25 protein-coding genes are annotated in these 25898 nt (G+C 71.2%); 12 read left to right on the top strand and 13 right to left on the bottom strand.

Annotated features, from left to right (window positions below; all coding sequences use genetic code 11):
- Nucleotides 1-68 precede the first annotated feature (68 nt).
- The 3 genes from AC2EAQ_RS11055 (at nt 69) to AC2EAQ_RS11045 (ending at nt 3374) form a co-directional block, all read left to right on the top strand.
- Complete coding sequence (locus tag AC2EAQ_RS11055) at nt 69-2387, top strand: NADP-dependent malic enzyme (RefSeq protein ID WP_484643476.1); 2319 nt, start codon at nt 69-71, stop codon at nt 2385-2387.
- Nucleotides 2388-2586: 199 nt separating this feature from the next.
- Nucleotides 2587-2925, top strand: a complete 339-nt coding sequence (locus AC2EAQ_RS11050; protein ID WP_484643472.1) for a guanyl-specific ribonuclease — start codon at nt 2587-2589, stop codon at nt 2923-2925.
- A 53-nt stretch (nt 2926-2978) separates the two neighbouring features.
- Nucleotides 2979-3374 carry a barstar family protein gene (locus tag AC2EAQ_RS11045; protein WP_484643468.1) on the top strand — a complete coding sequence of 132 codons (396 nt, stop codon included), beginning with the start codon at nt 2979-2981 and terminating at the stop codon, nt 3372-3374.
- On the opposite strand, the gene AC2EAQ_RS11040 is transcribed toward AC2EAQ_RS11045, so the two are convergent.
- The 3 genes from AC2EAQ_RS11040 to AC2EAQ_RS11030 form a co-directional block, all read right to left on the bottom strand.
- Nucleotides 3349-3558: a hypothetical protein gene (locus AC2EAQ_RS11040; protein WP_484643465.1), complete on the bottom strand. Its 210-nt coding sequence runs from the start codon at nt 3556-3558 to the stop codon at nt 3349-3351. The genes AC2EAQ_RS11045 and AC2EAQ_RS11040 overlap by 26 nt on opposite strands.
- 71 nt (nt 3559-3629) lie before the next feature.
- Nucleotides 3630-4127, bottom strand: coding sequence for a GNAT family N-acetyltransferase (locus tag AC2EAQ_RS11035; RefSeq protein WP_484643461.1), 498 nt, complete (start codon nt 4125-4127; stop codon nt 3630-3632).
- Nucleotides 4128-4132: 5 nt separating this feature from the next.
- Complete coding sequence (locus AC2EAQ_RS11030) at nt 4133-4831, bottom strand: cytochrome b/b6 domain-containing protein (RefSeq protein WP_484643456.1); 699 nt, start codon at nt 4829-4831, stop codon at nt 4133-4135.
- Nucleotides 4832-5070: 239 nt separating this feature from the next.
- Here AC2EAQ_RS11030 and AC2EAQ_RS11025 point away from each other — a divergent pair, with 239 nt between their 5' ends.
- Nucleotides 5071-5526 (top strand): c-type cytochrome, encoded by a 456-nt coding sequence (locus AC2EAQ_RS11025; protein WP_484643453.1) that lies wholly within the window; start codon nt 5071-5073, stop codon nt 5524-5526.
- Between the two features lie 57 nt (nt 5527-5583).
- Here the strand turns inward: AC2EAQ_RS11025 and AC2EAQ_RS11020 are convergent, their stop codons facing one another.
- From AC2EAQ_RS11020 to AC2EAQ_RS10995, 6 genes are read right to left on the bottom strand one after another with little or no spacing between them, the layout of a single operon-like run.
- Nucleotides 5584-6300, bottom strand: coding sequence for an alanyl-tRNA editing protein (locus AC2EAQ_RS11020; protein WP_484643451.1), 717 nt, complete (start codon nt 6298-6300; stop codon nt 5584-5586).
- A 10-nt stretch (nt 6301-6310) separates the two neighbouring features.
- Nucleotides 6311-6955: a VOC family protein gene (locus AC2EAQ_RS11015; protein WP_484643449.1), complete on the bottom strand. Its 645-nt coding sequence runs from the start codon at nt 6953-6955 to the stop codon at nt 6311-6313.
- Nucleotides 6952-7854, bottom strand: coding sequence for a PhzF family protein (locus AC2EAQ_RS11010; RefSeq protein ID WP_484643447.1), 903 nt, complete (start codon nt 7852-7854; stop codon nt 6952-6954). The genes AC2EAQ_RS11015 and AC2EAQ_RS11010 overlap by 4 nt, the downstream gene beginning before the upstream one ends.
- Complete coding sequence (locus AC2EAQ_RS11005) at nt 7851-9035, bottom strand: aminotransferase-like domain-containing protein (protein WP_484643445.1); 1185 nt, start codon at nt 9033-9035, stop codon at nt 7851-7853. The genes AC2EAQ_RS11010 and AC2EAQ_RS11005 overlap by 4 nt, the downstream gene beginning before the upstream one ends.
- A 53-nt stretch (nt 9036-9088) precedes the next feature.
- Nucleotides 9089-10009 carry a DMT family transporter gene (locus AC2EAQ_RS11000; RefSeq protein WP_484643442.1) on the bottom strand — a complete coding sequence of 307 codons (921 nt, stop codon included), beginning with the start codon at nt 10007-10009 and terminating at the stop codon, nt 9089-9091.
- The gene (locus AC2EAQ_RS10995; protein WP_484643440.1) at nt 10006-10611 is read right to left on the bottom strand and encodes a LysE family translocator; all 606 of its coding nucleotides are present in this window, start codon (nt 10609-10611) and stop codon (nt 10006-10008) included. Before AC2EAQ_RS10995 ends, AC2EAQ_RS11000 begins: the two co-directional genes overlap by 4 nt.
- A gap of 77 nt (nt 10612-10688) precedes the next feature.
- On the opposite strand from AC2EAQ_RS10995, the gene AC2EAQ_RS10990 reads away from it, so the two are divergent.
- A complete protein-coding gene (locus AC2EAQ_RS10990; protein WP_484643435.1) occupies nt 10689-12200 on the top strand; it encodes an aminotransferase-like domain-containing protein in 1512 nt (503 codons plus the stop codon).
- Nucleotides 12201-12231: 31 nt separating this feature from the next.
- Nucleotides 12232-12981: a hypothetical protein gene (locus tag AC2EAQ_RS10985; RefSeq protein WP_484643433.1), complete on the top strand. Its 750-nt coding sequence runs from the start codon at nt 12232-12234 to the stop codon at nt 12979-12981.
- 12 nt (nt 12982-12993) lie between these two features.
- Here the strand turns inward: AC2EAQ_RS10985 and AC2EAQ_RS10980 are convergent, their stop codons facing one another.
- The 3 genes from AC2EAQ_RS10980 to pdxR all read right to left on the bottom strand — a co-directional run bounded on the left by AC2EAQ_RS10980 (nt 12994) and on the right by pdxR (nt 17889).
- Entirely contained in the window at nt 12994-14304 is a 1311-nt protein-coding gene (locus tag AC2EAQ_RS10980) for a DUF4397 domain-containing protein (protein WP_484643428.1), read from the bottom strand.
- Nucleotides 14305-14415: 111 nt separating this feature from the next.
- The gene (locus tag AC2EAQ_RS10975) at nt 14416-16320 is read right to left on the bottom strand and encodes an ATP-binding cassette domain-containing protein (RefSeq protein WP_484643425.1); all 1905 of its coding nucleotides are present in this window, start codon (nt 16318-16320) and stop codon (nt 14416-14418) included.
- A gap of 42 nt (nt 16321-16362) precedes the next feature.
- Nucleotides 16363-17889: a MocR-like pyridoxine biosynthesis transcription factor PdxR gene (pdxR, locus tag AC2EAQ_RS10970; protein WP_484643422.1), complete on the bottom strand. Its 1527-nt coding sequence runs from the start codon at nt 17887-17889 to the stop codon at nt 16363-16365.
- A gap of 117 nt (nt 17890-18006) precedes the next feature.
- Between pdxR and AC2EAQ_RS10965 the strand changes: the two genes are divergently transcribed.
- The 6 genes from AC2EAQ_RS10965 to AC2EAQ_RS10940 all read left to right on the top strand — a co-directional run bounded on the left by AC2EAQ_RS10965 (nt 18007) and on the right by AC2EAQ_RS10940 (nt 24623).
- On the top strand, nt 18007-19110 hold the full coding sequence (locus AC2EAQ_RS10965) for a mandelate racemase/muconate lactonizing enzyme family protein (protein ID WP_484643419.1): 1104 nt from the start codon (nt 18007-18009) through the stop codon (nt 19108-19110).
- Nucleotides 19107-20606, top strand: a complete 1500-nt coding sequence (locus AC2EAQ_RS10960; RefSeq protein WP_484643417.1) for an aldehyde dehydrogenase family protein — start codon at nt 19107-19109, stop codon at nt 20604-20606. Before AC2EAQ_RS10965 ends, AC2EAQ_RS10960 begins: the two co-directional genes overlap by 4 nt.
- Before the next feature lie 125 nt (nt 20607-20731).
- The gene (locus AC2EAQ_RS10955; RefSeq protein ID WP_484643414.1) at nt 20732-21793 is read left to right on the top strand and encodes an ABC transporter substrate-binding protein; all 1062 of its coding nucleotides are present in this window, start codon (nt 20732-20734) and stop codon (nt 21791-21793) included.
- A gap of 22 nt (nt 21794-21815) precedes the next feature.
- Complete coding sequence (locus AC2EAQ_RS10950; protein ID WP_484643412.1) at nt 21816-22895, top strand: ABC transporter ATP-binding protein; 1080 nt, start codon at nt 21816-21818, stop codon at nt 22893-22895.
- A gap of 4 nt (nt 22896-22899) precedes the next feature.
- Nucleotides 22900-23796, top strand: a complete 897-nt coding sequence (locus AC2EAQ_RS10945; RefSeq protein WP_484643410.1) for an ABC transporter permease — start codon at nt 22900-22902, stop codon at nt 23794-23796.
- Nucleotides 23793-24623 (top strand): ABC transporter permease, encoded by an 831-nt coding sequence (locus AC2EAQ_RS10940; protein ID WP_484643406.1) that lies wholly within the window; start codon nt 23793-23795, stop codon nt 24621-24623. Before AC2EAQ_RS10945 ends, AC2EAQ_RS10940 begins: the two co-directional genes overlap by 4 nt.
- On the opposite strand, the gene AC2EAQ_RS10935 is transcribed toward AC2EAQ_RS10940, so the two are convergent.
- Nucleotides 24596-25891 (bottom strand): NAD(P)/FAD-dependent oxidoreductase, encoded by a 1296-nt coding sequence (locus AC2EAQ_RS10935; protein ID WP_484643403.1) that lies wholly within the window; start codon nt 25889-25891, stop codon nt 24596-24598. The two genes, AC2EAQ_RS10940 and AC2EAQ_RS10935, sit on opposite strands and share 28 nt — an antisense overlap.
- Nucleotides 25892-25898 lie beyond the last annotated feature (7 nt).

Here is a 25898-nt window from a genome sequence, read left to right as displayed (position 1 = left end):
ATGAATCGCGCTACCGCGGGCCCGGGTTCGCTCGTACCATCCCCAGTCCCACGATCTGCCCTGACGCCATGTCCAGCTACGAAGAAAAACGCGCCGAACTGCGCCGCAGCGCGCTCGAGTACCACGAGTTCCCGACGCCCGGCAAGGTGGCTATCGCCGCCACCAAGCCGCTGTCGAACCAGCGCGACCTGGCCCTGGCGTACTCGCCCGGCGTGGCCGCGGCCTGCGAAGAGATCGCGGCCGACCCGGCCAACGCGTTCCGCTACACGTCGCGCGGCAACCTGGTGGCCGTGGTGACCAACGGCACGGCGGTGCTGGGCCTGGGCGACATCGGCCCGCTGGCGGCCAAGCCGGTGATGGAAGGCAAGGGCGTCCTGTTCAAGAAGTTCGCCGGCATCGACGTGTTCGACATCGAGGTCAACGAGAAGAACCTCGAGAAGCTGGTGGACGTGATCGCCGCGCTGGAGCCCACCTTCGGCGGCATCAACCTCGAGGACATCAAGGCGCCGGACTGCTTCTACGTGGAGCGCAAGCTGCGCGAGCGGATGAAGATCCCCGTGTTCCACGACGACCAGCACGGCACGGCCATCGTGGTCGGCGCGGCGCTCATCAACGGCCTGGCCGTGGCCGGCAAGGACCTGAAGAAGGTCAAGCTGGTGACGTCGGGCGCCGGCGCCGCGGCCCTGGCCTGCCTGGGCCTGCTGGTCAAGCTGGGCGTGCCGCGCGAGAACATCTGGGTGACGGACCTCGCCGGCGTGGTCTACGAGGGCCGCACCGAGCTGATGGACCCGGACAAGGCCGAGTTCGCGCAGCCCACCAAGGCGCGCACGCTGGCCGAGGTGATCGAGGGGGCCGACGTGTTCCTGGGGCTGTCCGCGGCGGGCGTGCTCAAGCCGGCGATGGTCAAGGCGATGGCGGCGCGGCCGATCATCTTCGCGCTGGCCAACCCGGTGCCCGAGATCCTGCCCGAGGAAGTGAAGGCGGTGCGCGACGACGCGATCATGGCCACCGGCCGAACCGACTACCCGAACCAGGTCAACAACGTCCTGTGCTTCCCGTACATTTTCCGCGGCGCGCTCGACTCCGGCGCCACGACGATCACCGACGCGATGGAGATCGCCGCGGTGCATGCGATCGCCGAGCTGGCCCGCGCCGAGCAGAGCGAGGTGGTGGCGGCGGCCTACGCCGGTGCCAACCTGTCCTTCGGCCCCGAGTACCTGATCCCCAAGCCGTTCGATCCGCGCCTGATGATCAAGATCGCGCCGGCCGTGGCCAAGGCGGCGGCCGAGTCCGGCGTGGCGCAGCGGCCGGTGACCGACTTCGACGCCTACCGCGAGAAGCTGCAGGGCTTCGTCTACGCGTCGGGCAACACGATGAAGCCCATCTTCACGATGGCCAAGCGCGCGAAGAACAAGCGCGTGGCCTTTGCCGAGGGCGAGGAGGAGCGCATCCTGCGCGCGGCCCAGGTGGTGGTGGACGAGAACATCGCGCGCCCGACGCTGATCGGCCGCCCCGCGGTGATCGCGCAGCGCGTGGAGCGCTTCGGCCTGCGCCTGAAGGAGGGTGCGGACTACGACGTGGTCAACGTCGAAAACGACCACCGTTACCGCGATTTCTGGCAGACCTACCACCGCATGACCGAGCGCCGTGGCGTCACCGCGCCGATCGCCAAGATCGAGATGCGGCGCCGCCTGACGCTGATCGGCGCGATGCTGCTGAAGAAGGGCGAGGTCGACGGCCTGCTGTGCGGCACCTGGGGCACGACCCATGCCCACCTGCAGTACATCGACCAGGTGATCGGCAAGCGCCCCGGCGGCAGCCCGAGCACGCCGCAGGACGTGCAGGTCTACGCCTGCATGAACGGCCTGATGCTGCCGGGCCGGCAGGTGTTCCTGGTGGACACCCATGTCAACGCCGACCCGAGCGCCGAGGAACTGGCCGAGATCACCGTGATGGCCGCCGAGGAGATGCGCCGCTTCGGCGTCGAGCCCAAGGCCGCGCTGCTGTCGCATTCGAACTTCGGCTCGTCCGACCATCCCAGCGCGATCAAGATGCGCAAGGCGCTGCAGTTGCTGCGGACCCAGGCCCCCTGGCTCGAGGTGGACGGCGAGATGCACGGCGACGTGGCACTGGACGGCGAGGCCCGGTCGGCGCTGATGCCCAACACCACCCTGGCCGGCGACGCCAACCTGCTGGTGCTGCCCAACATCGACGCCGCCAACATCTCCTACAACCTGCTCAAGACCGCGGCTGGCGGCGGCATCGCCATCGGCCCCGTGTTGCTGGGTGCGGCGATGCCGGTGCACGTGCTGACGCCGTCGGCAACAGTCCGGCGCATCGTCAACATGACCGCGTTGACGGTGGCCGACGCGAACGCGGCACGCTGATTGGAAGGCGCACGCGATGCAAGTGTGCGCACACAATTAGCCTAGGAGACATGCTCCATTTTTGGGCAGGCGGCTTGAGATTTTTCGGCCGCTCCGGTACCATGCGGGATTGGTTTTCAAGGGTTATCCCGTGTCCTGCGCCCGCCGCCTTTCCATTGCAAGTGCCGTCAGAAAGTCAGCACTTGCCCTCTTCGGAGCGGTGGTCCTGGCCGGGGCCGTTTCCGCCCGGACGGGCACGGTGGGCACCGTGGCGCTGGCCGACCTGCCGGTCGAAGCCCGCCAGACCGAGCAGCTGATCCGTTCCGGCGGCCCGTTTCCGTACGCCAAGGACGGCACCGTCTTCGGCAACCGGGAGCGCCTGCTGCCGCGCCACCCGCGCGGCTACTACCGCGAATACACCGTGCGCACGCCGGGGTCGCGCGACCGGGGCGCCCGCCGCATCGTCTGCGGCGGCGACAAGCCCACGGCGCCCGATGCCTGCTACTACACGGCGGACCACTACGCGAGCTTCCGGCGCATCGTGCCGGTCGCTCCATGAGGGACCGCCATGAATCGTTGGGTTCTTTTTCTAAACCTTGGAGGAACGTGACCATGCAGTTGCAGACCGTCCGTCCGAACATCGTGCAGTCGATCCGCGCCTACACGGTGGCGGACCTGATGAGCGCGGCCGAGCAGGCCGGGCAGCACTTCCTGTACGCGAACGTGGCCAATGCGCAGTCGAAGCAGGAGGTGCTCGAGGGCATCGCCGAAGCCTTCACCTTTCCGGCGCATTTCGGCAAGAACCTCGACGCCCTGTACGACTGCATGACCGACCTCGTGCACCGCGCGGGCCAGCAGCCCGGCTTCGTCGTGGTGCTGGAACAGCTGCCGGACAACCCGCGCTTCGACCGCGAGACGCGCGAGCAGCTGCTCGACGTGTTCCGCGACGCGGCGGACTTCTGGGCCGAGCGGAAAGTGCCATTCAGGTGCTTCTATTCTTTTCGGTAGCCCGCTCCCAGGAAATCGGGTCATGGGAGCGGGCGACGGAAGTGGCCCCCACGAGCAGCGAAGCAACCGGCACCGGCAGCAAGGCCAAGCCTTCGAAGGCGGCCGCCGCGGCCGCGGCGAATTCGAGCTTCGGCATGAACATGCCGCTGATGAGCAGCGCGTTCGACACCGCGATGTGGCTCAACGCCGCCTAAGGCGCACGCGCCTGGCGATCGAAAGGGTGGCTTCGGCCACCCTTTGTTCTTTCCGGCCCGGCTAGCCCAGCTCGACGCGCAGGTAGTGCGCGCCGGGGATCGGGTTGAAGTAGTACGGCGGGATCTCCTCGAAGCCCAGGCTCGCGTACAGGCCGCGCGCGGCCTCCATGTCGTCCAGCGTGTCCAGAAGCAGGTTGGAGTAGCCGGCCTGCAGGCCGTGGTCGAGCAGGGCCTGCGTCAGCGCCCGGCCGATGCCGAAGCGCCGGAAATCCGGGCGCACGAACAGGCGCTTCATCTCGCAGGCGTTGGGATAGTCCACGTCGGCCAGCGGCCGCAGCGCGCCGCAGCCGGCGGGCTGGCCGTCCACCAGGGCCAGCAGCAGCGCGCCGCGCGGCGGCGCGTACTCGCCGGGCAGCTGGGCCAGCTCGGCGTCGAAGTTCTGGAAGCACAGGTCCACGCCGAGCTGCGCGGCGTACTCGCGGAACAGCGTGCGCACGGCCGCCAGCGCGGCGGCGTCGTCGCAGGCGGAGACGACGCGGACCTCGGGCCGGGGGCTCAAGGCCGTCAGCCCCCGAGCCGCACCACGTAGGCCACCGCGGCGGCCACCACCGCGACGATCACCGCGGCCTTGACGCGGGTGCGCGCGTCGTCGGCCGACGCCGGCGCGTCCCCGGCCAGCTGCTTGTCGCCGCGGACCATCGGCCCGATCAGGTCCTTGCCCTTGAGCTTGTAGAACACGATGGCCGCGATGTGCAGCACCACCAGGCCGATGATGATCCACTGGCCACCGGTCTTGTGCCAGCCGGTCGCGGCCAGGCCCGTGGCCGTGTCGACGAAGCGGTTGAGCGGGCCGACGCTGGCGATCTCGTCGTCGGCGATCAGCCCGGTGCCCACCTGCACGCACAGGATGGTCAGCAGCGCGATCACCGAGCCGGCGCCGAGCGGGTTGTGACCCACGTCCAGATGCTCACCCGGCCGCGCCTGGCCGCGCAGGTAGCGCAGCACCGTGCCCGGCCCGCGCACGAAGGTGGCAAAGCGCGACCAGTGCCCGCCCACCACACCCCAGACCAGGCGGAACAGCAGCAGGCCCAGCACGAGGTAGCCGAGCCGGAAGTGCCAGACGGTGGCATTGCCGCCGATCTTGGCGGTGACCACCGACCCGACGACCGCCAGCGCCAGCACCCAGTGGAACAGGCGGGTGGGCAGGTCCCACACCCGCACGGAGCGCAGCGCCCCGGTGGGCTCGGGAGCGACGGGCGCCACCGGCGCGACAGGCGCTTCGGCTGCGGAAGGGGCTTGTGGCGGCTCGGTCGTCGTCATCGTCGGTGGCGCGGGGGGTCGGGGTGCATAACCATAGCGCCAATCGATCGCTGGCGCGGTGCCGGACCGGCAGGCGGATTGGGGGTAACCCGAACACTCGGAATTGCAGGACGGTCTGGCGCGTAAGCGACTCAGGCGGATAGCATCCCGCTGCCCTTACCCCCCAACCAGGAGCCTTGCGAATGAATCGTCCGATCCTTGCCGCCCTCGCCGTTGCCGCCGCCGCGGTGTCCCTGCCTGCGGCCGCCCAGTTCCAGAAGCCCGAGGACGCCGTCAAGTATCGGCAGAGCACGATGTTCGTGATGGCCAACCACTTCGGCCGCATCGGCGCCATGGCCAACGGCCGTGCCCCGTTCGACGGCGCCGTGGCCTCTGCCAACGCCGACGTCGTCGCCACCCTGTCGCGCCTGCATGCCGCCGGCTTCGTCGAAGGCACCGCCGGCACCGCCAAGGGCTCGGCCAAGGCCGACATCTGGTCCAAGCGCGCCGACTTTGACGCCGGCATGAAGAGCATGCAGGATGAGGCTGCCAAGCTGGCCGCCGCCGCCAAGACCAACAACCTGGACAACCTCAAGGCCGCCTTCGGCGAAACCGCCAAGACCTGCAAGGCCTGCCACGACAACTACCGCAACCAGTGAGCCTGCGCTCCTGAGCTTGCCCGGGCCCGCTTCGGCGGGCCTTTTCGTTGGTGCCGCTCAGCCGGCGCCGGCGAAGCCCAGCACCACGCGGCGCGTCATCGCGCTCTTCTTCTCGATCTTCGTCACCACCACGTCGCCCACTTCCCGGGTGTTACCCACGTGCGTGCCGCCGCAGGGCTGCAGGTCCACGCCCTCGATCTCCAGCACGCGCACGCGGCCCAGGCCGCGCGGCGGCTGCACGCTCATGCTGCGCACGAGGCCGGGGTTCGCGTCCAGCTCGGCCTCGCTGATCCAGCGGTGGCGCACCGGATGCGCCTCCTGCACCAGTCGGGCGATGCCGGCGGTGAGTGCGTCCTTGTCGAGCGGCTCGCTCATGTGGAAGTCCAGCCGGGCGTAGCCGGCGGTGATCGAGCAGCCGTCCACCGGATGCGGCACCAGCGCGCACAGCAGGTGCGTGGCGGTGTGGAAGCGCCGGTGCGCCAGGCGGCGCGCCGTGTCGATGCGGGCCTGCACCACGCTGCCCACGGCCGGCGCCGCCGCATCGGGCGCCAGCACATGCAGCACCGCGCCCGGATGCTCCTTGCTCTTGCGCGTGTCCACCACCGCCACCTCCAACCCGTCCGGGCCGCGCAGCACGCCGGTGTCGCCGGCCTGGCCGCCGCCCAGCGGGTAGAACACGGTGCGGTCCAGCACCACACCGCCCTCGGCGTGCGCCAGCACGCGCGCCTCGCAGTGGTCGAGCGTGGCGTCCTCGCGGAACAGTTCGTCGGTCATCGCGTCCTCGTCAGGCACTGGGCAGGGTGACCGGGCCGCGCGGCGTGTCGAACACCGCCTGCAGCGCCGGCCCCGCATCATCGGCGATCGTCACGCCCGGTGCCGCCAACGCGTCGCGCGGCACGCCGCGCAGCACCAGCGAGCGCAGCGCGACGGGGCTGGCCGGCATGCGGCGCGCCGGGTGCTCGCTGGCCCACTCGATCGGCGTCGGCCAGGCACCGCCGGCTGCCGGCTGCCCGTCGTCGCGCACCGAAAGCCGCCACGCCAGGCGCCCGGTCGGCGTGTCGCGCCACAGGTCGAGCGCCTGCCCGGCGTCCACGCCGCGCAAGCGCCAGTCGGCCAGCGTGGCGTCGAGCGCCGGCGTGCGGGCCACCCAGTGCACCAGGCGCGGCCCGCCGGACAGGTCCAGCGTGTCCAGACCGAACCAGCGCGCACGGCCCGGGGGCGGCGCCTGCGGGTCCACCGCGATGAACTCCAGGTAGGCGTCGGGCCAGGCCCCGGTGCCCACGTGCAGCAGGCGGTTGTGCGTGCTCATCGCGGCGTGGCGACCGCCCGGCCCGGGGGTCTCGCCCAGCACCGCCGCGCACCAGCGCGCGCCCTCGTCGAGGTTCGCCACGGCCACCACCAGGTGGTCGATCGCGAGGGCACCGCTCACAGGCTGACCGTGCCCTGGATGCACGGGGCGACCTGGCCGCCGATCCAGGTGTCGGTGCCGTCGTGCTCGACGAACACGCGGCCGGCGCGGCCCAGCGCCGTGCCTTGCGCGGCGACGTAGCGCGCAGGCGCGCGGCCGGTCTCGATCAGCCACTGGGCCAGCGCCGCGTTCAGGCTGCCGGTCACCGGGTCCTCGGCCAGGGTGCCGCCGGGCGCGGGGAAGAACGCCCGCACCTCGAAGTCGGCGTCGTGGCCGGCCGGCTGCGACCCCACCACGCCCACCTTGCCGGCGTCGTTCGGCGCCACCACGCCCACCTCCAGCTCGGCCTCGCTGCCCAGGCGCGGGCGCAACGCCAGCACCTGCGCGGCGGACTTCAGCATCACGGCCTTCCAGCCCGGGCCGTTGTCGCAGTGCTGGTGCGCCACCACGTCGGCCGCGTCGATGCCGAGGAAGCGCACCACGCGCGCCAGCAGGTCGGGCTCGAGCGGCCCGCTGCGGCGCCGCGGCGGCGCGGCGAAGGCCAGGCGCTGGCCGATGCCATGGCCTTCGCGCCGGATGCGCACGAGGCCGACGCCGCACTGCTGCACCACCGTGCCGGGGTCGCGCGGCGTGCCGCCCGCGGCCAGCCACGCATGGCAGCTGCCGAGCGTGGGATGGCCGGCAAACGGCAGCTCCACCGTGGGCGTGAAGATGCGCACCCGGTAGTCGGCCTGCGGATCCGTCGGCGGCAGCAGGAAGGTCGTCTCCGACAGCTGGGTCCAGCGCGCGAACGCCGCCATCGTGGCGTCGTCCAGGCCGTCGCCGTCGACCACCACCGCCAGCGCATTGCCGCGCGTGGGCCGGTCGGTGAACACGTCCACCTGCGCGAAGCGCCGCGGGCGCTGCGCGACGGCGCTCATCGGGCCGCCTCCAGCACGCGCGCGAGCATCTCCACGCCCTGCGCGATCTGCGCCGGCGACGCGGTCACGAACGACAGCCGCAGCGTGTTCGCGCGCGGCGCCTGCGCATAGAAGGCCGCGCCCGGCACGTAGGCCATGCCGGCTTCCACCGCCTGCGGCAGCAGCGCCATCGCGTCGAGGCCCTCGTGCAGCTCGAGCCAGAAGAACATGCCGCCGCTGGGCCGAACCCAGGTGGCCAGGCCCGTCATGTGCTTCTCCAGCGCGGCCTGCATCGCGTCGCGCTGCACCTGGTAGCGGGCGCGGATCGCCGGCACGTGCGCGTCGAGCATGCCGGTGCGCAGCACCTCGTGCACGATGCGCTGGTTCAGGATCGACGTGTGCAGGTCCGCCGCCTGCTTGGCCTGCAGCAGCTTCGGGTACAGCGCCGGCGGCGCCACCACGTAGCCCAGGCGCAGCCCGGGTGCGAGCACCTTGGAGAACGAGCCCAGGTACAGCACGCCCTCGGGCCAGCGCGCGGCCAGCGGTCGCGGTGGCGGCGCGTCGTACCAGAGGTCGCCGTAGGGGTTGTCCTCCACCAGTGCCAGCCTCTGCTCGCGCGCCACCTCGACGATCGCCTCGCGCCGGGCCTCGCTGTACACGTGCCCGGTCGGGTTCTGGAAGTTGGGCAGCAGGTAGGCGAAGCGCGCCCCGCGCGCGGCGCGCATCAGCGCCTGCGGCTGCGGGCCCTCGTGGTCGGACGCCACGCCCTCGATCACCGGCTCGTAGGGCGTGAAGGCCTGCAGCGCGCCGAGGTAGGTGGGCGTTTCCACCAGCACGCGCTCGCCCTGGTCCACCAGCACCTTGGCGGCGAGGTCCAGGCCCTGCTGCGAGCCCGTGGTCAGCAGCACCTGGGTCGGCGCGATGTCCATGCCGAGCTGCTGCTTCAGGTGCGCGGCCACCCAGTCGCGCAGCGGCGCGAAGCCCTCGCTGGCGGCGTACTGCAGCGCCTCGCGCGGCGCGTCGGCGAACACGCGCGCCGCGGCCTCGCGCATCGCCTGCACCGGGAACGTGTCGGCCGAGGGCAGCCCACCGGCCAGCGAGATGATGCCGGGCCGCTCGGTCACCTTGAGGATCTCGCGGATGATCGACGGGTTCATGCGCTCGGCGCGGCGCGCGAGCTTGAAGGGGCTGGAAGCGGTCATCGGTGTCTCCGGTGTTCGGCCGTACGGTGCGGTGGTCGTGAAGGTCGGCAGGCTCAGGCCGTGGCGCGCACCGGCACGCGCTTGCCGGCGAACACCACCGCGGCCACGGCCAGGGTGAAGGCCACGGTCGTGGCGTCGAGGGTCTCGCCCAGCAGCGGCACCGACGCCAGCAGGGCCAGGAAGGGTTGCAGCAGCTGCACCTGGCTGACGCGCATCAGCCCGCCGAGCACGAGGCCGCGGTACCAGGCGAAGAAGCCGAGCCACATCGAGAACAGCGTGACATAGCCGAAGCCCATCCAGGCCGTGGCCCGCACGCCGGCGGTGTCCGCGGGCCAGGTGAGCGCGGCCGCGGGCAGCGTGAACGGCAGCGACATCACCAGCACCCAGCAGATCGCGTGCTCGGCCGGCATCGCGGCCGTGACGCGCGCGCCGTACACGTAGCCGATGGAGGCGCTGGCCACGGCCGCCAGCAGCAGGCCATCGGCGGGCGCGAGCCGGCCCCCACCCTGCAGCGCGGCGAACGCCACCACCAGCGCGCAGCCGCCCACCGCACAGGCCCAGAACGCGGCCGACGCGCGCTGGCGCATCAGCAGCGCCGCGGCCACCGCGGTGCCCAGCGGCAGCACGCCGGTGACCACGGCCGCATGCATCGCATCCACGTGGCGCAGCGCCAGCGCCAGGAACAACGGAAAGCCCAGCACCGTGCCGATCGCGCACAGCGCCAGCGCGCCCCACAGGCGCCGCGGCGGCCACGCCGCGCCGACCCAGCGCAGGTAGGCGATCGACAGCAGGCCCGCGACCGCGGCGCGGCCGGCGGTGACGAAGGCCGGCGGAAGCTGCGGCGCCGCCGCGTCGCCCACCGCCAGGCGCGTCATCGGCAGGGTGAGCGCGAAGATCGCCACGCCGAGCAGGCCGAAGGCATAGCCGCGCGCGCGGCGCTGCGCCTCGCCGGCCGGGGTCGCGGTCGTCGTCATGGCACGAGCATCCACACCGCGGTGGCGGCGAGCACCGCGGCCATCGTGCGGTTGAACCACAGCAGGCGGTCGCCGTGCGCGAGCCAGCGGCGCAGCGCCGCGCCCACCAGCGCATAGGTGAAGTTGCTGGCAAAGCCGTAGGCCGCTGCGATCGGCAGCACCCAGGCCATGCGCGTGGCCACCTGGCCTTCCACCGCAATCCAGGTGGCGGCGATGGTCAGCGCGTTGAGCCAGGCCTTGGCATTGACGAACTGCAGCGCCACGCCGCGCGCGAAGCCGACGTCGAGCGAGCCGTGGGCCGGCCCGGCGCGGCCGGGCACGACGCGCTGCGCGAGGCGCCAGGCCAGCCACAGCATGTAGGCCGCACCGATGGTGCGGACGGCGGCCGCCAGCGCCGGCACCGTGGTGACCAGCGTGCCGAGCCCCGCGGCGCAGGCCAGCAGCAGCAGGCACCAGCCGAACGGCACCGCCAGCACGAAGCGCATCGCATGGCGCAGGCCATGGTTGGCGGCCATCGCGGTAGACAGCGTGGTGTTGGGCCCCGGCGTGAACGCCATCGCGGTGGCGTAGGCCAGCAGGGCGGCAAGTTCGGCAGCGGGCATGGCGCCAGTCTAGGCGCGGCCACCAGTACACGGGCAGTACACTTTGCCCCCAACTGACACGCCCTGTACTGGCACCGATGACGACACAGACCGACGCCGCCCTGCCCGCGCTCGAACGCGGCGCCCTCGTGCCGCTGGCCGGCCAGCTGGCGCAGTGGTTCGGCGCGCGCATCCAGGGCGGCACGCTAGCGGCCGGCACGCGGCTGCCGTCGGTGCGCGAGGCGGCGCGGCGCCACGGGCTGGCCCCGTCCACCGTGGTGGCCGCCTACGACCAGCTGCAGGCGCAGGGCCTGGTGGAGGCGCGTGCGCAGCGCGGCTTCTTCGTGCGCGGCGGCGACGCGCCGGCCACGCCGCGCCAGGCGGCGCCGGCGCGGCGCGACCCGCCGCTGGACGCCGCGGCCCTTGTGCGCAGCATGTTCGAGCATGACCGCTCGCACGGCGAGCGCGCGCCCTCGCCCGGCATCGGCACCCTGCCCGCGGACTGGCTCGACCTGTCGCTGCTGCACGGCGCGATGCGCCGCGCCATGGCCGAGGACGCACGCGACCCGCAGAGCCTGCGCTACGGGGACCCGGCCGGCGACGCGCGGCTGCGCACCGCGCTGTCGCACCGCCTGGGAGCGCTCGGCATCGCGGCCGACGCGTCGCAGGTGGTGACCACCGTGGGCGCCACCGCGGCGCTGGACCTGGTGTCGCACCTGCTGCTGTCGCCCGGCGACAGCGTGCTGGTGGACGAGCCGGGCTGGCCGGTGGAGTTCGCGCGCCTGGCGCAGATGGGCGTGAAGTGCGTGCCCGTGCCGCGCGCCGCCGACGGGCCCGACCGCGCCGCGATGCGGCACGCGCTGGAAACGCTGCGCGGCGCCGACAAGCCGCGCGCCTACGTCACGGTGTCGGTGCTGCACAACCCGACCGGCGGCTCGATCACCCTGGCCGCCGCGCACGAGGTGCTCAAGCTGGCCGAGGCGCACGACCTGACCATCGTCGAGGACGACACCTATGCGTGGCTGGCCAGTCCGCAGGCGCCGCGGCTGGCGGCGCTGGACCAGTTGCAGCGCACGGTCTACGTGAGCGGCTTCGCGAAGATCCTCGCGCCGGGCTGGCGCGTGGGCTTCCTTGCGGCGTCGCCCGCACTGGCCGAGCGCGCCATCCGGCGCAAGCTGCTCACGTCGCTGGCCGCGCCGGGCCTGGCCGAGCGCGCACTGGCCATCACGCTGGAGCAGGGCGTGCTGCGCCGCCATGCCGAACGCGTGATCCTGCGCCTGGCGGCGGCGCGGTCGCGCACGACGCGGTTGGCGCACGACGCGGGCTTCTCCTTCGCGGCGCCGCCGCAGGGGCTGTTCGGCTGGGTCGAGTGCGGCGTGGACACCGACCGCCTGGCCGCGCTGCTGCACGACGAAGGCTGGCTGATGGCGCCGGGCAGCCTGTTCCAGGCCCGGCCGCGGCCGACCACGCTGATGCGGGTGAACTTCGCGGCCGCGCAGGAGGCGCGCCTGTGGCGTGCGCTGCGCGACGCACGCGAGCGCCTCGTCGCCGGAGCGCTCCCCGCGCCCCCCACCGATGCAGGGGCTGTGCCGATGCGTATCAGGGCGTAACATCGGGCCACCCCCGCTTGCGGCTTCCTGCGTGACCTTCGAATCCACCCTGCCTCTGGGCGAACCCGAACTGATGCGGGTGAGTGCGTTCGAGCGCTACCTGGAGGAACTGCGCCGCGAGAGCGGCGACGAGTCGCTGACGCGGCTGTCGTCGCTGAACCCGTCGCTGCTGCAGGACCTGCTGCGCTTCGAGCAGGACGGCCGCCGCACCGAGCTGCTCGAGGTGATCGCCGCCTGCGTGCGCCATTCGCGGCCGCTGGCGATCTACCTGCAGTGCGACCAGCGCGTGCTGCCGCTGACCGTGTTCCCGATCGAGCGCCTGGTGCACTGCCCGTTCCCGATGCACGAGTTCCTGTCGATGCGCCTGTCCGAGATGTCGGTGCTGCGCGTCGAGCCCGCGGTGCTGCGCGCACCGGGCGACCCGGAGGAGGCGCTGGTGGGCGAGCCGCACCTGTACCAGCCGCTCGGCCCCGTCACCTGGGAGCTGGCGATGCGCGGCTCGCGCGAGCAGCTGCTGCCCGAGATCGCCGGCCCGGCCGCCTACCGCGTGGCGCTGGGCACCAACCTGCGCGACGTGATCCTCACGGGCGTGGTGCAGGCCGCCGTGAACCGCCTGCACCGCGAAAGCGCCAACCTGCGCGAGATGGCCGAATGGCCGGGCCTGAACCGCGCCCGCGCGATGCGCCTGCTCAATGCGCTGTACCTGCAGGGCGGCCTGATCGTCAGCCGCACGCACCCGGTGGCCAGCAACGAGAGCTGGTTCGGCAACACGCGGCTTTAGCCGCCGTGCGCCTCAGCGGTCCTTGCGCAGCACGCCCGTGGGCGTGGCCTGGCCGCCGAGCACGAACAGCGTGTACACGCCCAGCGCCTGCAGGTTGACGTCGGTGGCGCTGTAGACGGCGTCGCTCGACGACGCCGAGCTGACGTCCAGCCGCGCGCTGTCGTTGGCCGTCAGCGCGGCGAAGCCGCTCGCGCTGCCTGCGGCCACGTCGCTGGCGGCCACGGCATAGTCCACCGACAAGGTCAGCGAGCCCTGCGTGGCGTCGCCGTGCACCAGCCGCACCTTGGCGCGCGCGCTGTTGGACGGCAGTCGGTTGTCGTCGGCGATCCAGGCCAGCGCGGGCGCGGCCACCGTGCCGAGCGCGACCAGCGTGTAGTCGGCCCCCGCGGTCAGCACGCGCGTCTCGGTCAGCGCGACGCTGCCATTGACCCGCAGCTCGAGCGCCTGCGTGCCGGCGTCCACCAGCGCGTAGGGGCCCACGATCGGCGCGGTCAGCGCGCCCGCGATCGTGCTGCCGCCCCAGCTCGCGCCGAGCGACGGCCGCCCGGCCACGCCGGCCACGAAGCGCAGCCGCGCCTTGGCGTTGCGCCGGGTGCGCAGCGCGCCCTGCTGCGCCAGCAGGCTGGCGTGGACCAGCGTGCCGCCGCCGCCGGCCGCGAGAACCAGCGTGACGTACACAGCCTCCGCCACCTCGATGCCCGACAGGTCCAGGCGCAGGTCGTCGACATCGCCGTTGCCGGTGACTCGCAGGCGGTAGGTGCCCGCGCTCAGCTGCGCGTAGCCGGTGGCGTTGCCTTCACCGGTGCCCGAATGCAGCGGCGTGGCGTCGGCCAGGTCGGTGCCCTCGGCGGTGAGGTACACGTCGAGCAGGCCGATGTCCTCCGTGGCGCCGAACACGCGCAGCGCGCCCTTGCCGTCGTCGATGTCGTCGCTGTCCTGGTTTTCCTCGAGCTTCCACACCCGCGGCGCGCCGGCGCGGCCCCACACCAGCAGGGTGTAGTGGAGGTCGTCGGCGAAGCCCTGCTCGTCGGTGAGCAGCGTGGTCGACGAACCGGCACTGCGCAGCTCCAGGTCGTAGGTGTCGACCGCCACGGTGGCGTAGTCGCTGATCACATCGTTGACGGCCGAGGCGAACCAGCGCGCGTCGTCGACCCACAGGTCGAGCGAGGCGACGTCGCTCATCAGGTTGAGCAGGCGCACGCGCGCGCTGCCGGAGCTGCCATCGTCGTCGCCGCCGCCGCAGGCGGTCAGCGACGCGACGCCGCCGGCAGCGGCCAGGGCCAGGGGCATGCCGAGCAGTCGGCGGCGGGTGATAGGGTGCATGGGTCGGGCTCCTCCGTGGTGCAGGGCCCGCATTGCAGGACGCGCCGGTGAAGCGGGCATGTCGCGCCCTTGTCGGCGCCGACACACACCGACGGGCCGGCGGCCCGCCGCCTACCCCGGCGCGCGGGGGGTGCGCAGGGCCTCGAGCGCTTCCCAGCGCTCCAGAGCGGCCATCAGCTCGTCCTCGATGCGGGCCGAGCGCTCGAGCAGCGCAGCCGCCTGCTGCGGGTCGCGCGCGAACAGGGCCGGGTCGGCGGTGCGCGTGGCGATTTCGCCCTGCTCGGCTTCCAGCGCCTCGATGCGCGCGGGCAGCGCGTCGAGCTCGCGCTGCTCCTTGTAGCTGAGCTTGGTGCGCGCCGCTGCCGGCGCCGCCGCGGGGGCCGGGGCAGGGGCCGGCGCAGGGGCCGGCGACACGGGCGCCACCCGCGCGCGCTCGCGCTGCTGCAGCCAGTCGGTGATGCCGCCCTCGTACTCGCGCCACAGGCCGGGCCGGCCGCCGAAGGCCGGGTCGCCCTCCCAGGCCACCACGCTGGTGACCACGTTGTCGACGAAGCGCCGGTCGTGGCTGACGATGAAGGCAGTGCCGGCGTAGTCGGCCAGCAGCGACTCCAGCAGCTCGAGCGTCTCGATGTCGAGGTCGTTGGTGGGCTCGTCGAGCACGATCACGTTGGCCGGCAGCGCGAACAGTCGCGCCAGCAGCAGCCGGTTGCGCTCGCCGCCGGACAGCGTGCGCACAGGCGAGTTGGCGCGCTCGGGCGCGAACAGGAAGTCGCCCAGGTAGCTCATCACGTGCTTGCGCGCGCCGCCGATCTCGATCCACTCGCTGCCGGGGCTGATGGTGTCGGCCAGCGTCGCGTCCAGGTCGAGCGCGTCGCGCATCTGGTCGAAGTAGGCCACCTGCAGGTTGCTGCCGCGGCGCACGCTGCCCGAGGTGGGCGCCAGCTCGCCCAGCACCAGCCGCAGCAGCGTCGTCTTGCCCGCGCCATTGGGGCCGACCAGGCCGACCTTGTCGCCGCGCAGGAAGGTGGCGCTGAAGCGGTCCACCAGCACGCGCTCGCCGAAGCGCATCGACACGTCCTTCAGTTCGGCCACGATCTTGCCGCTGGGCACGCCGGCGTCGAGCTCCAGGCGCACCTGGCCGACGCGCTCGCGCCGCGCCGCGCGCTCGGCGCGCAGCCGCTCCAGCCGCGCCACGCGGCCGACGCTGCGGGTGCGGCGCGCCTCCACGCCCTTGCGCACCCACACCTCCTCCTGCGCCAGCAGCTTGTCGGCGCGCGCGCTGGCCAGCGCCTCGGCCTCCAGCTCGCGCGCCTTGGCGGCCTCGTAGGCGGTGTAGTGGCCGGGGTAGCTGCGCAGCACGCCGCGGTCGAGCTCGACGATGCGCGAGGCCACCGCGTCGATGAAGGCGCGGTCGTGCGAGATGAACACCAGCGCGCCGCGCCAGTCGCGCACCAGCTCCTGCAGCCAGGCGATGGCGTCGAGGTCGAGGTGGTTGGTGGGCTCGTCCAGCAGCAGCACGTCCGGCCGCGCGACCAGCGCCTGCGCCAGCGAAACGCGCTTGCGCGTGCCGCCCGACAGCGGGCCCACGGTCGCCGACGCGTCCAGGTGCAGGCGCTCCAGCGTCTCCTGCACGCGCTGCTCCCAGGTCCAGCCGCCCAGTGCCTCGAGCTGCGTCTGCAGCGCGTCGAGGTCCTCGCCCGGCGCGTGGCGCTCGTAGCGCAGGCGCAGCTCGCGCGCCTGCGCCACGCCCTGCCCGACCACGTCGAACACGGTGGCCGCCGCATCGAACGTCGGCTCCTGCGGCACGTAGAAGCGCGTCGTGCCCTGCTGCACCTGCAGGCCGCCATCGTCGGGGCGCTCCAGCCCGGCCAGGATCTTCAGCAGCGAGGACTTGCCCGCGCCGTTGCGGCCGATCAGCGCGACGCGCTCGCCGGCTTCGAGCGAAAACGCGGCGCCGTCGAGCAGCGGCACGTGGCCGTAGGCGAGGTGGGCATCGAGCAGGGTCAGCAGGGCCATGCGCGCATTGTCCCTGCCCCACGGGACGGTCGCCGCGCGCCGTCAGGCCCGTCGGTGACTCGGCAACACCGGACGCAACGAGTCGAGCACCTCGGCCAGCACGCCCACACCACGCTCGATCTGTGCCGGATCCACGCCGCCGAAGCCGAGCACCAGCCCCGGCGCCAGATCGTCGGGGCGCGGTGCGATCACGTAGCGCGCCAGCGGCGAGACGGTGACCTGACGCTGCGCCGCGGCCTCGACCACCTTGGCCTCGTCATGCCCACCTCGCAGCCAGCCCACCGTGTGCAGCCCGCTAGAACTGGGCACGATCTCCAGCACGCCGCCGAGTTGCGCACGCACCGAGCGGCACAGGACCTCGTGGCGCTCGGCATAGAGCCGACGCATGCGCCGGACGTGGGCCGCGAAATGGCCCTCGCCGATGAAGTCCGCCACGACCGCCTGCGTGTGCGTGGGTACGCCATGCAGCACGCGGCTCATGATCGCGTTCAGCGGTTCCACCAGTGCCGGCGGGGCCAGCAGATAGCCCAGGCGCAGCGACGGAAACAGCGACTTGCTGAACGTGCCGACGTGGATCACGAGGCCCGTGTCGTCGACGCTCTTGAGCGTGGGCAGCGGTGGCCCGCCGAACGAGAATTCGCCGTCGTAGTCGTCCTCGATGATCCAGGCGCCCGCAAGCGCCGCTGCCTGCAGCAGTTCAAAGCGGCGTTGCAGGCTCAGCACCATGCCCAAGGGCTGCTGGTGGGACGGCGTCACGAAGGCCAGTCGGAATCGAGGCGCCAGGCGCAGGCCTTCGGACACGAGCAGGCCCTGATCGTCCAGCGGCACCGGCACCAGCTCCGCTCCGGCGGCAATGAGGCTGTTGCGCGCGCCGATCGCGCCCGGGTTCTCGAACCAGACCTTGTCGCCAGGGTTCAGCAGCATCGCGCCGATCAGCTGGAATGCATGCTGGGCCCCACCGACAATGAAGATCTGTGCGGCATCGCAAGCGATTCCGCGATTGGCGCGAAGATGCAGCGCGATCGCCTGGCGCAACGGCGGGTGGCCGCCGGGCTCCCCATAGCCCATCACGTCGGTGCGAGGGCAACGCCACTGCTGAGCCGACAGGCGCGCCCACTGCGCCATGGGAAACGCCTCGAAGGCCGGCAGCGCCGTCGTGAACGCTCGTGCGGTCGCCGGCAGGCGCGGGCGGTCGGCGAAGCGATGCACCGCCTGCGTCATCGTGCGCGACAACTCCGGCGGCGCGGTCTTTGGCGCCTGGCCAGCACTGCGCGGTGGCGCGCGCGGACGTTCGGTCTCGAGGGCGCGGCTGACGAAAGCGCCGGCACCCACGCGCGCCTCCACCAGGCCCTCGGCAGTCAGGCGGTCGAAGGCCTCGATGACCGTGGTGCGCGACACGCCGAGCTCCTGCGCGAGGGTGCGGCTGGCCGGCAGACGCTCGCCCACCGCCACGCTGCCCGACAGGATCAACTCGCGCAGCGCGCCATGCAGCTGCGAACTCACCGAACGCGACGAGCGCGGGTCGATGGCGATGGACAGCAGCAATGCACCGCCCGCACGCTTGACCATCCGCTTGCAACCTCCGACCAGTTTGTGCCGGAAACGGTATCACGGAAGTTTCAGAATGGACCTGTCGCACCGGAATGGCCTCGCCGCAAGATTCGCCATCCCCTCTTCAAGCGCACGATGAAGATCCAGCGCATCGAATCCTTCTGCACCCATGATGTCGGTTTCGTGCGGGTCACGACTGACGACGGCGCCTTCGGCTGGGGTCAGGTCTCGACCTACCACTCCGACATCAGCGCACTGGTGCTGCATCGCCAGGTGGCACCCTGGGTTCTGGGCGAAAGCCCGCTGGACATCGGCGCCCTGGCAGACCGGGTCTGCGATCGCGAGCACAAGTTTCCAGGCTCGCACCTGTACCGCGCGATCGGTGGCCTGGACACCGCGCTGTGGGATCTGCGCGGTCGACTCGAAGGCAAGCCGGTATGCGCACTGCTGGGCGGCGCGCCGAAGCGGCTGCGCGCCTATGCTTCGTCGATGAAGCGGGACATCACCCCCGAGGCCGAGGCGGCGCGCTTCGTGGAGCTTCGCGAGCGCTTCGGCTTCGACGCCTTCAAGTTCCGCGTTGGCGCCGAGTGCGGGCACGACCGCGACGAGTGGCCCGGCCGTACCGAGGCCATCGTGCCCGCGGTGCGACGCGCGCTCGGGCCCGACGCGACCCTTCTGGTGGACGGCAACAGTTGCTACTCGCCGGCACGGGCCATCGAGGTGGGGCTCATGCTGCAGGACCACGGTGTCTGCCACTTCGAGGAACCCTGTCCCTATTGGGAACTCGAGCAGACGCGTCAGGTGCGAGAGGCACTGGCGCTGGACGTCACAGGCGGCGAGCAGGACAACTACCTACCGCTCTGGCGACACATGATCGAGATGCGCGCGGTCGACGTAGTGCAGCCCGACGTCTGCTATGTCGGCGGCATCGCACGCACGCTGCGAGTGGCGCAGATGGCGCACGCCGCGGGCCTGCCCTGCACGCCGCACAGCGCCAACCTTTCCCTGGTCACGCTGTTCACGATGCACCTGCTGGCCGCCATACCGAATGCGGGCCCCTATCTGGAGCTCTCCATCGAAGGCCCCGACTACTACCCCTGGCAGGAGGGTTTGTTCGTCGAATCTCCCTACGCAGTGCGCGGCGGCCACGTCACGGTCCCCGACGCGCCAGGATGGGGCGTCGAGATCGATCCTGCCTGGCTCGCGCGCGCGCAGCGCGAGGTCAGCGAGTACTCGTGAGCGAAACCTCGCGGTCGCTGCGAGCGTTGGCCGAACGGGCTCTGGCGAGCGGCTCGCTGCCCGACCTGCCTTCGCAGCACTTCATCGACGGCCGCTGGACGCCGTCCGCCGCTGGTGCGCGGCTTGCGGTGCAGGACCCTGGACGTGGCCGCGACTTCGCCGAGGTGGCAGCCGGCGACGCCGAGGACGTGGACCGCGCTGTGCGCGCCGCCCGCCGCGCCTTCGACACGTGGAGTCGCAGCCGGCCTGCTGATCGCGGCCGCGTGCTGCAGCGCGTGGCCGAAAGGATCCGAGCCGACGCCGAACGGCTTGCCGTGGTCGAGACACTCGACTCGGGCAAGCGCCTGTCCGAAGCGATGGGCGACGTGCTCGGTGCGGCTCGCTGCTTCGAGTACTACGCGGGAGCCTGCGACAAGCTGCAGGGAGACACGATCCCGCTCGGGCCCGGGCACCTTGCGTACACGGTTCAAGAGCCGGTCGGCGTGGCCGCGCAGATCGTTCCTTGGAACTACCCGATCTCGACCGCAGCGCGCGGCCTCGCGCCGGCATTGGCCGCGGGTTGCACAGTGGTGCTGAAGCCCGCAGAGCAGACGCCGCTGACCGCGCTGCTTCTGGCCGAACTGCTGAGCGAGGTCGGCCTGCCGGCCGGAGCATGCAACGTGGTCACCGGCACCGGCGCAGGCGCCGGCGCTCCCTTGGTGGCCCACGCCGGCGTCGATCACATCACCTTCACCGGCTCGGTCGCCACCGGCCAGGCGGTGATGCGGGCCGCTGCCGAGCATGTCACGCGCCTGGTGCTCGAACTCGGCGGCAAGTCGCCGCTGGTGGTGTTGGCAGACGCCGATCTCGACGCGGCGGTGGACAACGCCATGGGCGCCATCTTTGAGAACGCAGGGCAGATCTGCTCGGCCGGCTCGCGCCTGCTGGTCGCGCGCGGGATCCACGAGCCCCTCGTCGAGCGCCTGGCCGCGCGGGCGGCAGCCCTGCCGCTGGCACATGGCCTGCATGACCGCGGCATGGGGCCGTTGAACTCGCTGGCGCAGCTGCAGCGCGTGCAAGGCTTTGTCCAGCGCGCTCGGGAGCGTGGCATCGCACCGCGCTGCGGCGGCCATCGAGGTCGCGGTACCGACATCGACGGTGGCTGGTTCCACGAGCCCACAATCCTGGACGCCCTGACGCCCGACGACGAGTGCGTGCAGGAGGAGATCTTCGGCCCGGTGCTTTCGGTACAGGTGTTCGACACGGTCGAAGAGGCTGTCGTGCTGGCCAACGGTACGCGCTACGCGCTGGTGGCCGGCGTATTCACGCGCGACTTCTCGGCGGCGCACCGGCTCGCGCGCGACATCGACGCCGGACAGGTCTACATCAACGAGTACTTCGCCGGCGGCATCGAGGTGCCTTTCGGCGGCAACCGCAGTTCCGGCTTCGGGCGTGAGAAGGGCCTCGAGGCGCTGCGCGGCTACTGCAAGCTCAAGAGCGTCGCTGCCCGTCTGTAGCGCCCAGGCGGCGGGCCACCGACCCACGGCCCGACAAAGCGGACTGCCGCAGAGTTCAGAATGGCCCTGTTGCCGATGCCATCACTTGACCAGACTGACGCTGCCATTCATCTGGAGACACGAACATGCTCAACGCGCCATCGTCCCGCCAGTTGCTGAGCGCCGTCGCGCTCGCCGCCGCAGCCACCGCCTTCTCCGGCGCCGCCAGCGCCCAGGAGCTCACGGTGGTGTCCTTTGGTGGCGCCTATCAGGACGGCCAGAGCAAGGCGCTCTTCCAGCCTGCAGCCAAGGCGATGAACATCAAGGTCAAGGAGGAGACGTACACCGGCATTGCCGACCTCAGGCTGAAGGTGAAGGCCGGCGCGGTCACCTGGGACATCGTGGCCAGCGGCTCGGGCAGCGCGGCGCGTGCGGGCGCAGAAGGCATTCTCGAGAAGCTCGACTACAAGGTGATCGACATCAGCAGCTTCGCACCCGGCTTGGCCACCGAGTACTGCGTCGGCGGCGACGTGTTCTCCACCGTGCTGGCCTGGAACACCAAGACCTACGGCGACAAGGGCCCGCAGAGCTGGGCCGACTTCTGGGACGTGAAGAAGTTTCCCGGCAAGCGCTCGTACCGCAAGGGCGTGGCCGGCGCGCTGGAGCCCGCGCTAATGGCCGACGGCGTGCCCGCGAACAAGGTCTACGAGGTGCTGTCGGCGCCGGGCGGGATCGAGCGAGCCATCAAGAAGATCAAGGAACTCAAGCCGCACATCGCGGTGTGGTGGTCGTCCGGTGCGCAGCACGCGCAGCTGATGAAGGACGGCGAAGTCGACATGATCACCGGCTGGAACGGCCGCTTCGACGTCGTCGCCAAGGACGGTGGCAAGGTGGCCTACACCTTCAACCAGGGCTTGCTCGACTACGACTGCTTCGCCGTGCCCAAGGGCGCGCCGAACAAGGATCTGGCCATGAAGTTCCTGGCCGAGATCAGCAAGCCTTCGTACCAAGCGGAGTTCACCAAGTACATCACCTACGGGCCCACCAACAAGAAGGCCTACGAACTCGGCACCATCGACGCCGCCTACGCCAAGCGCCTGCCCTCGCACCCGGACAACGCGGCCAAGCAGTTGCCGATCAACCTCGACTGGTACATCAAGTACGAGGCGCAGGCCGCGGCGGCCTACCAGAACATGCTAACCGAGTAGGCGCCCGAGGTCCCACGTCCGCATGCAGCGCCAGGCCCTGACGATCACGCTGCGCGGGCTACGCAAGGCCTATGGCCCGGTACGGGCGCTCGACGACGTCGACCTGCAGGTACGCAGCGGCGAGTTCCTGACCTTGCTGGGTCCGTCGGGATCCGGCAAGACCACGCTGCTGATGGTGCTGGCCGGCTTCCTGAGGCCGGACCAGGGCCAATTGCTGTTCGGCGACCAGGACGTCACGCGCCTGGCGCCGCACCGGCGCGACATCGGCATGGTGTTCCAGAACTATGCGCTGTTCCCGCACATGGACGTGTCGGCAAACATCGCCTACCCGCTCAAGCTGCGCGGCGTGCCTCGGGACGAGCAGGCGCACCGCGTGCAGGCGGCCCTGGAGACGGTACAGCTCGGGGGCTTCGGCAGTCGCCGCATCGACGAGCTGTCCGGAGGCCAGCGGCAGCGTGTCGCGCTGGCGCGGGCCATCGTCTTCGAACCGCGCATCGTGCTGATGGACGAGCCCCTGTCGGCGCTGGACAAGCAGTTGCGCGAGCGCATGCAGATCGAGCTGCGTCAGCTGCACCAGAAGCTCGGCACGACCACGATCTACGTCACGCACGACCAGCGGGAGGCGCTGACGATGTCCGATCGCGTCGCGGTGGTCAACGGCGGCCGCATCGTGCAGCTCGACACGCCTCGCGCACTGTACGAGCAGCCCGTCTCCCGCTTCGTCGCCGAGTTCATCGGCGAGTCGAGCCTGCTGCCGGCACACCGGGAAGGGAGCGGCTGGCGGTGCGCCGGCCAACCACTGCGCACTGGCGGTACAACGCCACCCGGCGAGCGTGCGTTGCTGCTGCTGCGACCCGAGCGTCTGCGCGTGCTCAGCGGCAACGACCCCGCCGAAGGCTTTAACGTCCTGCAGGCGCGCGTCGACGCACTGATCTACCAGGGCGACAGCGTCCTTCTGCAGGCCCGGCTTCCCGATGGCAGCGCTGTCAGCGCCCGCGGTGTGGCGCAGACCGGAACCTGGGGGGGGCTGCCGGCCGTCGGCGAGGCCGTGCGGCTCGGGTTCTCCATCGACGACACCCGGCTGCTGGCCGACGAATCCTGAGCCGATGGACATCGCCGCTCCGCAGGACCTCCACGCCAAGGGGCTGCGCCGCGACGAGCGCCGCGAACGCTGGGGCCTGCTCGGCCTGAGCGCGCCGGCGTTGCTGCTCGTTGCCGTGACGATGCTGCTGCCGATGGCCTGGCTGTTCGGCCTTTCCTTCGTCGGTGACGACGGCAGCCTCACGCTGGAGCACTACCGGCGCATGCTCGACCGGCCCTCCTACGGCCGCACTTTCGTAATGACTTTCAAGGTCAGCTTCATCACGACCGCGCTGTGCGTCCTGCTGGGCTACCCGCTGGCCTATGCACTGTCGCAGATGCCTCGCCGCGTCGCCGACCTCTGCATGATCGCGGTGCTGCTGCCCTTCTGGACATCGCTGCTGGTGCGCACCTATGCCTGGCTCGTGCTCCTGCAGCGCAAAGGCCTGATCAACGAGTGGGGGATTCGCCTGGGCTGGTGGGACGAGCCGCTGGCGCTGGTGCACAACCTCACCGGCACCCTGATCGGCATGGTGCACATCATGCTTCCGTTCCTGGTGCTGCCGGTGCTGGGGGCGATGCGCAGCATCAGCGGCGACTACATGCGCGCCGCGTCGAGCCTGGGCGCCAGTCCGGCACAGGCCTTCCGCAGCGTGTTCCTGCCCTTGTCCCTGCCGGGGCTGGCGGCCGGCACGCTGATCGTCTTCATTCTCTCCCTTGGCTTCTACGTCACGCCAGCGGTGCTCGGCGGCGGCAAGGTGATCATGGTGTCGAACCACATCGCCAACGACATCGAGCTCTTCTTCAACTGGGGAGCCGCCAGTGCACTAGGCGTGGTCCTGCTGGCATTGACGCTGGTGCTACTGTGGATCGCCACGCGCCTGATCCGACTCGAACGCCTGTTCGGCGGTGGTCACGCATGAAGGGCTGGCTCGAGAGCGCGGCGTCGGACACGCAGGTCACGCACCGCCAGCGCCTGTGGCTGTATGCGATCGCTGCCCTGGTGCTGGCGTTCCTTGCGGTGCCGACGCTGATCGTCGTGCCGATGTCCTTCTCAGGGTCGCAGTACCTTGAGTTCCCGCCGCGCGAGTGGTCGCTGCGCTGGTACCGAAACTACTTCGCCTCCGCAGCCTGGATGCAGGCCACGGTCACCTCGTTCCAGGCAGGGGCGCTGACGATGCTCGTGGCCACGCCGCTGGGCACGCTGGCGGCCTACGGACTCTTCGCGTCGCGGCTGCCGGCCGCACGGCTGGTCAACACCTTGATGCTGACGCCGATGATCGTGCCGGTGATCCTGGTCGCCATCGGCGTGTTCTACGTCTACGTCAAGCTCAAGCTGGTGAACTCGCTGATGGGCATCGTGCTGGCGCACACCATGCTCGCGCTACCCCTGGTGATGCTGATGGTCGCCTCGGCGCTGAAGAACTACGACATGAACCAGGAAATGGTGGCGCGAAGCCTGGGTGCATCTCGTGCGCGAGCCTTCTGGTCGGTGACCCTTCCGCAGATCCGGTTCTCGGTGGTCAGCGCCGCGCTGTTGTCGTTTCTGACCTCCTTCGACGAGGTGATTCTGGCCCTGTTCATCGCCGGCGGCGACAACTCCACGCTGACACGCAACATGTTCAATGCGCTGCGCGACCAGATCGACCCGACCATCGCCGCGATCTCCACGTTGATGATCGTCGTGACGACGGTGCTGCTGATGCTGTCGCAGCGCTATGGTCAGGGCCGCGCGTCGCGCCAGCGGTAGTAGCGTATCGACGGCGCCAGGAACCAGGGCCTGCCGCGGTAGAAGGGCCGGGTCTGGAACGCCAGGCCATCGAACGCGGTGCGCCCCTCGTCCAGTCCGAGCACCTGCTGCCCGAGGCGCATGCCCAGGTAGCTGCCCATGCCCACGCCGGAGCCGCAGTAGCCCATCGCGTAGTGCACGCCCTCGTGCCGGCCGATGTGCATGAGCTCGTCGAAGGTGTAGGCGACGAAGCCGCACCACGAGTGGCTGATGCGCACCGTGCGCAGTTCGGGAAACAGCGCCGCCAGGTCGGCGTGCAGCAGGGGGCCGCTGATGCGCGGATCGGTCTCGTCGGTGGAGACGCGACCGCCGAAGAGGATGCGGCTGCGGTCCGGCGACGTGCGGTAGTAGTAGACGATCTTGCGCGTGTCGCTGACGATCCGGTCCCGCGGCATCAGACGGCGCATCTGCTCGGGCGCCAGCGGCTCGGTGGCGATGATGTAGCTGCCAATCGGGATCACGCGTCGCCGCAGCCAGGGTGTCAGGGTGCCCGTATAGCCGTTGGTGGCGATCACCACCTCGCGCGCGCGCAGCGGGCCGCGCGCCGTGTTCACGACGAAGCCCGCGCCGTCGCGCTCGATGCGCGTCGCCGGGCAGCGCGGCACCACGAGCCCTCCGGCCGAACGAACGCGCTGCAGCAGGCCCTGGTGGTAGCGCGCAGGATCGACGCTGGCATGCGCCTGGTAGACCACGCCTCCCCAGTAGGCGTCCGTGCCGAGCTCCCGGTGCTGCTCGGCGCGCGGCACCACCTCGACCGGCACCTCGAGGCCCGGCGTCTGGTTCTGCGCCGCATGCGCGAGCAGGTCGAACTGGCGGGCGTTGTGCGCCGCATGGAAGCGCCCGACGACGCGGTAGTCGCAGTCGATGCCCTCGTCGGCGATGAACCCGCCGAGCCATGCCAGCGAGCGCCGGCCTTCGAGCAGGATCTCGCGCGCCAGCGCTTCGCCGTGGCGGCGCGCGAGCTGCGCGTACCCGGGCTTGATGCTCGTGGAGACCTGACCGCCGTTGCGTGTGCTGCAGCCGTAACCCGCGTCCTCGGCGTCGAGCACGAGCGTGTGCCGACCGGCGCGAGCCGTCTGCAGGGCGGCGTTCAAGCCGGTGTAGCCCGAACCCACCACCAGCACGTCGACCGCGGCCGGCCAGTCGACCGGCTCGAGCTCCGGGCGGGGCACCCGGTCCCACCAGTAAGGCGCGAGCTTCGAGTCTGACGTGAAGAGCGCTTGGGTCAAGAGTCGA

This window comes from Aquabacterium sp. T101 (genome assembly GCF_057219775.1).
Note: the sequence above shows the minus strand (reverse complement) of the source record. Positions and strands in the feature narration are given on the sequence as shown.

Bases quoted from the DNA above. Each gene is read 5' to 3' on its own strand.
- AC2EAQ_RS11055 (WP_484643476.1), top strand. From the start codon at position 69: ATGTCCAGCTACGAAGAAAAACGCGCCGAACTGCGCCGCAGCGCGCTC.
- AC2EAQ_RS11045 (WP_484643468.1), top strand. From the start codon at position 2,979: ATGCAGTTGCAGACCGTCCGTCCGAACATCGTGCAGTCGATCCGCGCC.
- AC2EAQ_RS11025 (WP_484643453.1), top strand. From the start codon at position 5,071: ATGAATCGTCCGATCCTTGCCGCCCTCGCCGTTGCCGCCGCCGCGGTG.
- AC2EAQ_RS11020 (WP_484643451.1), bottom strand. From the start codon at position 6,300: ATGACCGACGAACTGTTCCGCGAGGACGCCACGCTCGACCACTGCGAG.
- AC2EAQ_RS11010 (WP_484643447.1), bottom strand. From the start codon at position 7,854: ATGAGCGCCGTCGCGCAGCGCCCGCGGCGCTTCGCGCAGGTGGACGTG.
- AC2EAQ_RS11005 (WP_484643445.1), bottom strand. From the start codon at position 9,035: ATGACCGCTTCCAGCCCCTTCAAGCTCGCGCGCCGCGCCGAGCGCATG.
- AC2EAQ_RS11000 (WP_484643442.1), bottom strand. From the start codon at position 10,009: ATGACGACGACCGCGACCCCGGCCGGCGAGGCGCAGCGCCGCGCGCGC.
- AC2EAQ_RS10995 (WP_484643440.1), bottom strand. From the start codon at position 10,611: ATGCCCGCTGCCGAACTTGCCGCCCTGCTGGCCTACGCCACCGCGATG.
- AC2EAQ_RS10990 (WP_484643435.1), top strand. From the start codon at position 10,689: ATGACGACACAGACCGACGCCGCCCTGCCCGCGCTCGAACGCGGCGCC.
- AC2EAQ_RS10980 (WP_484643428.1), bottom strand. From the start codon at position 14,304: ATGCACCCTATCACCCGCCGCCGACTGCTCGGCATGCCCCTGGCCCTG.
- AC2EAQ_RS10975 (WP_484643425.1), bottom strand. From the start codon at position 16,320: ATGGCCCTGCTGACCCTGCTCGATGCCCACCTCGCCTACGGCCACGTG.
- pdxR (WP_484643422.1), bottom strand. From the start codon at position 17,889: ATGGTCAAGCGTGCGGGCGGTGCATTGCTGCTGTCCATCGCCATCGAC.
- AC2EAQ_RS10965 (WP_484643419.1), top strand. From the start codon at position 18,007: ATGAAGATCCAGCGCATCGAATCCTTCTGCACCCATGATGTCGGTTTC.
- AC2EAQ_RS10955 (WP_484643414.1), top strand. From the start codon at position 20,732: ATGCTCAACGCGCCATCGTCCCGCCAGTTGCTGAGCGCCGTCGCGCTC.
- AC2EAQ_RS10950 (WP_484643412.1), top strand. From the start codon at position 21,816: ATGCAGCGCCAGGCCCTGACGATCACGCTGCGCGGGCTACGCAAGGCC.
- AC2EAQ_RS10945 (WP_484643410.1), top strand. From the start codon at position 22,900: ATGGACATCGCCGCTCCGCAGGACCTCCACGCCAAGGGGCTGCGCCGC.
- AC2EAQ_RS10940 (WP_484643406.1), top strand. From the start codon at position 23,793: ATGAAGGGCTGGCTCGAGAGCGCGGCGTCGGACACGCAGGTCACGCAC.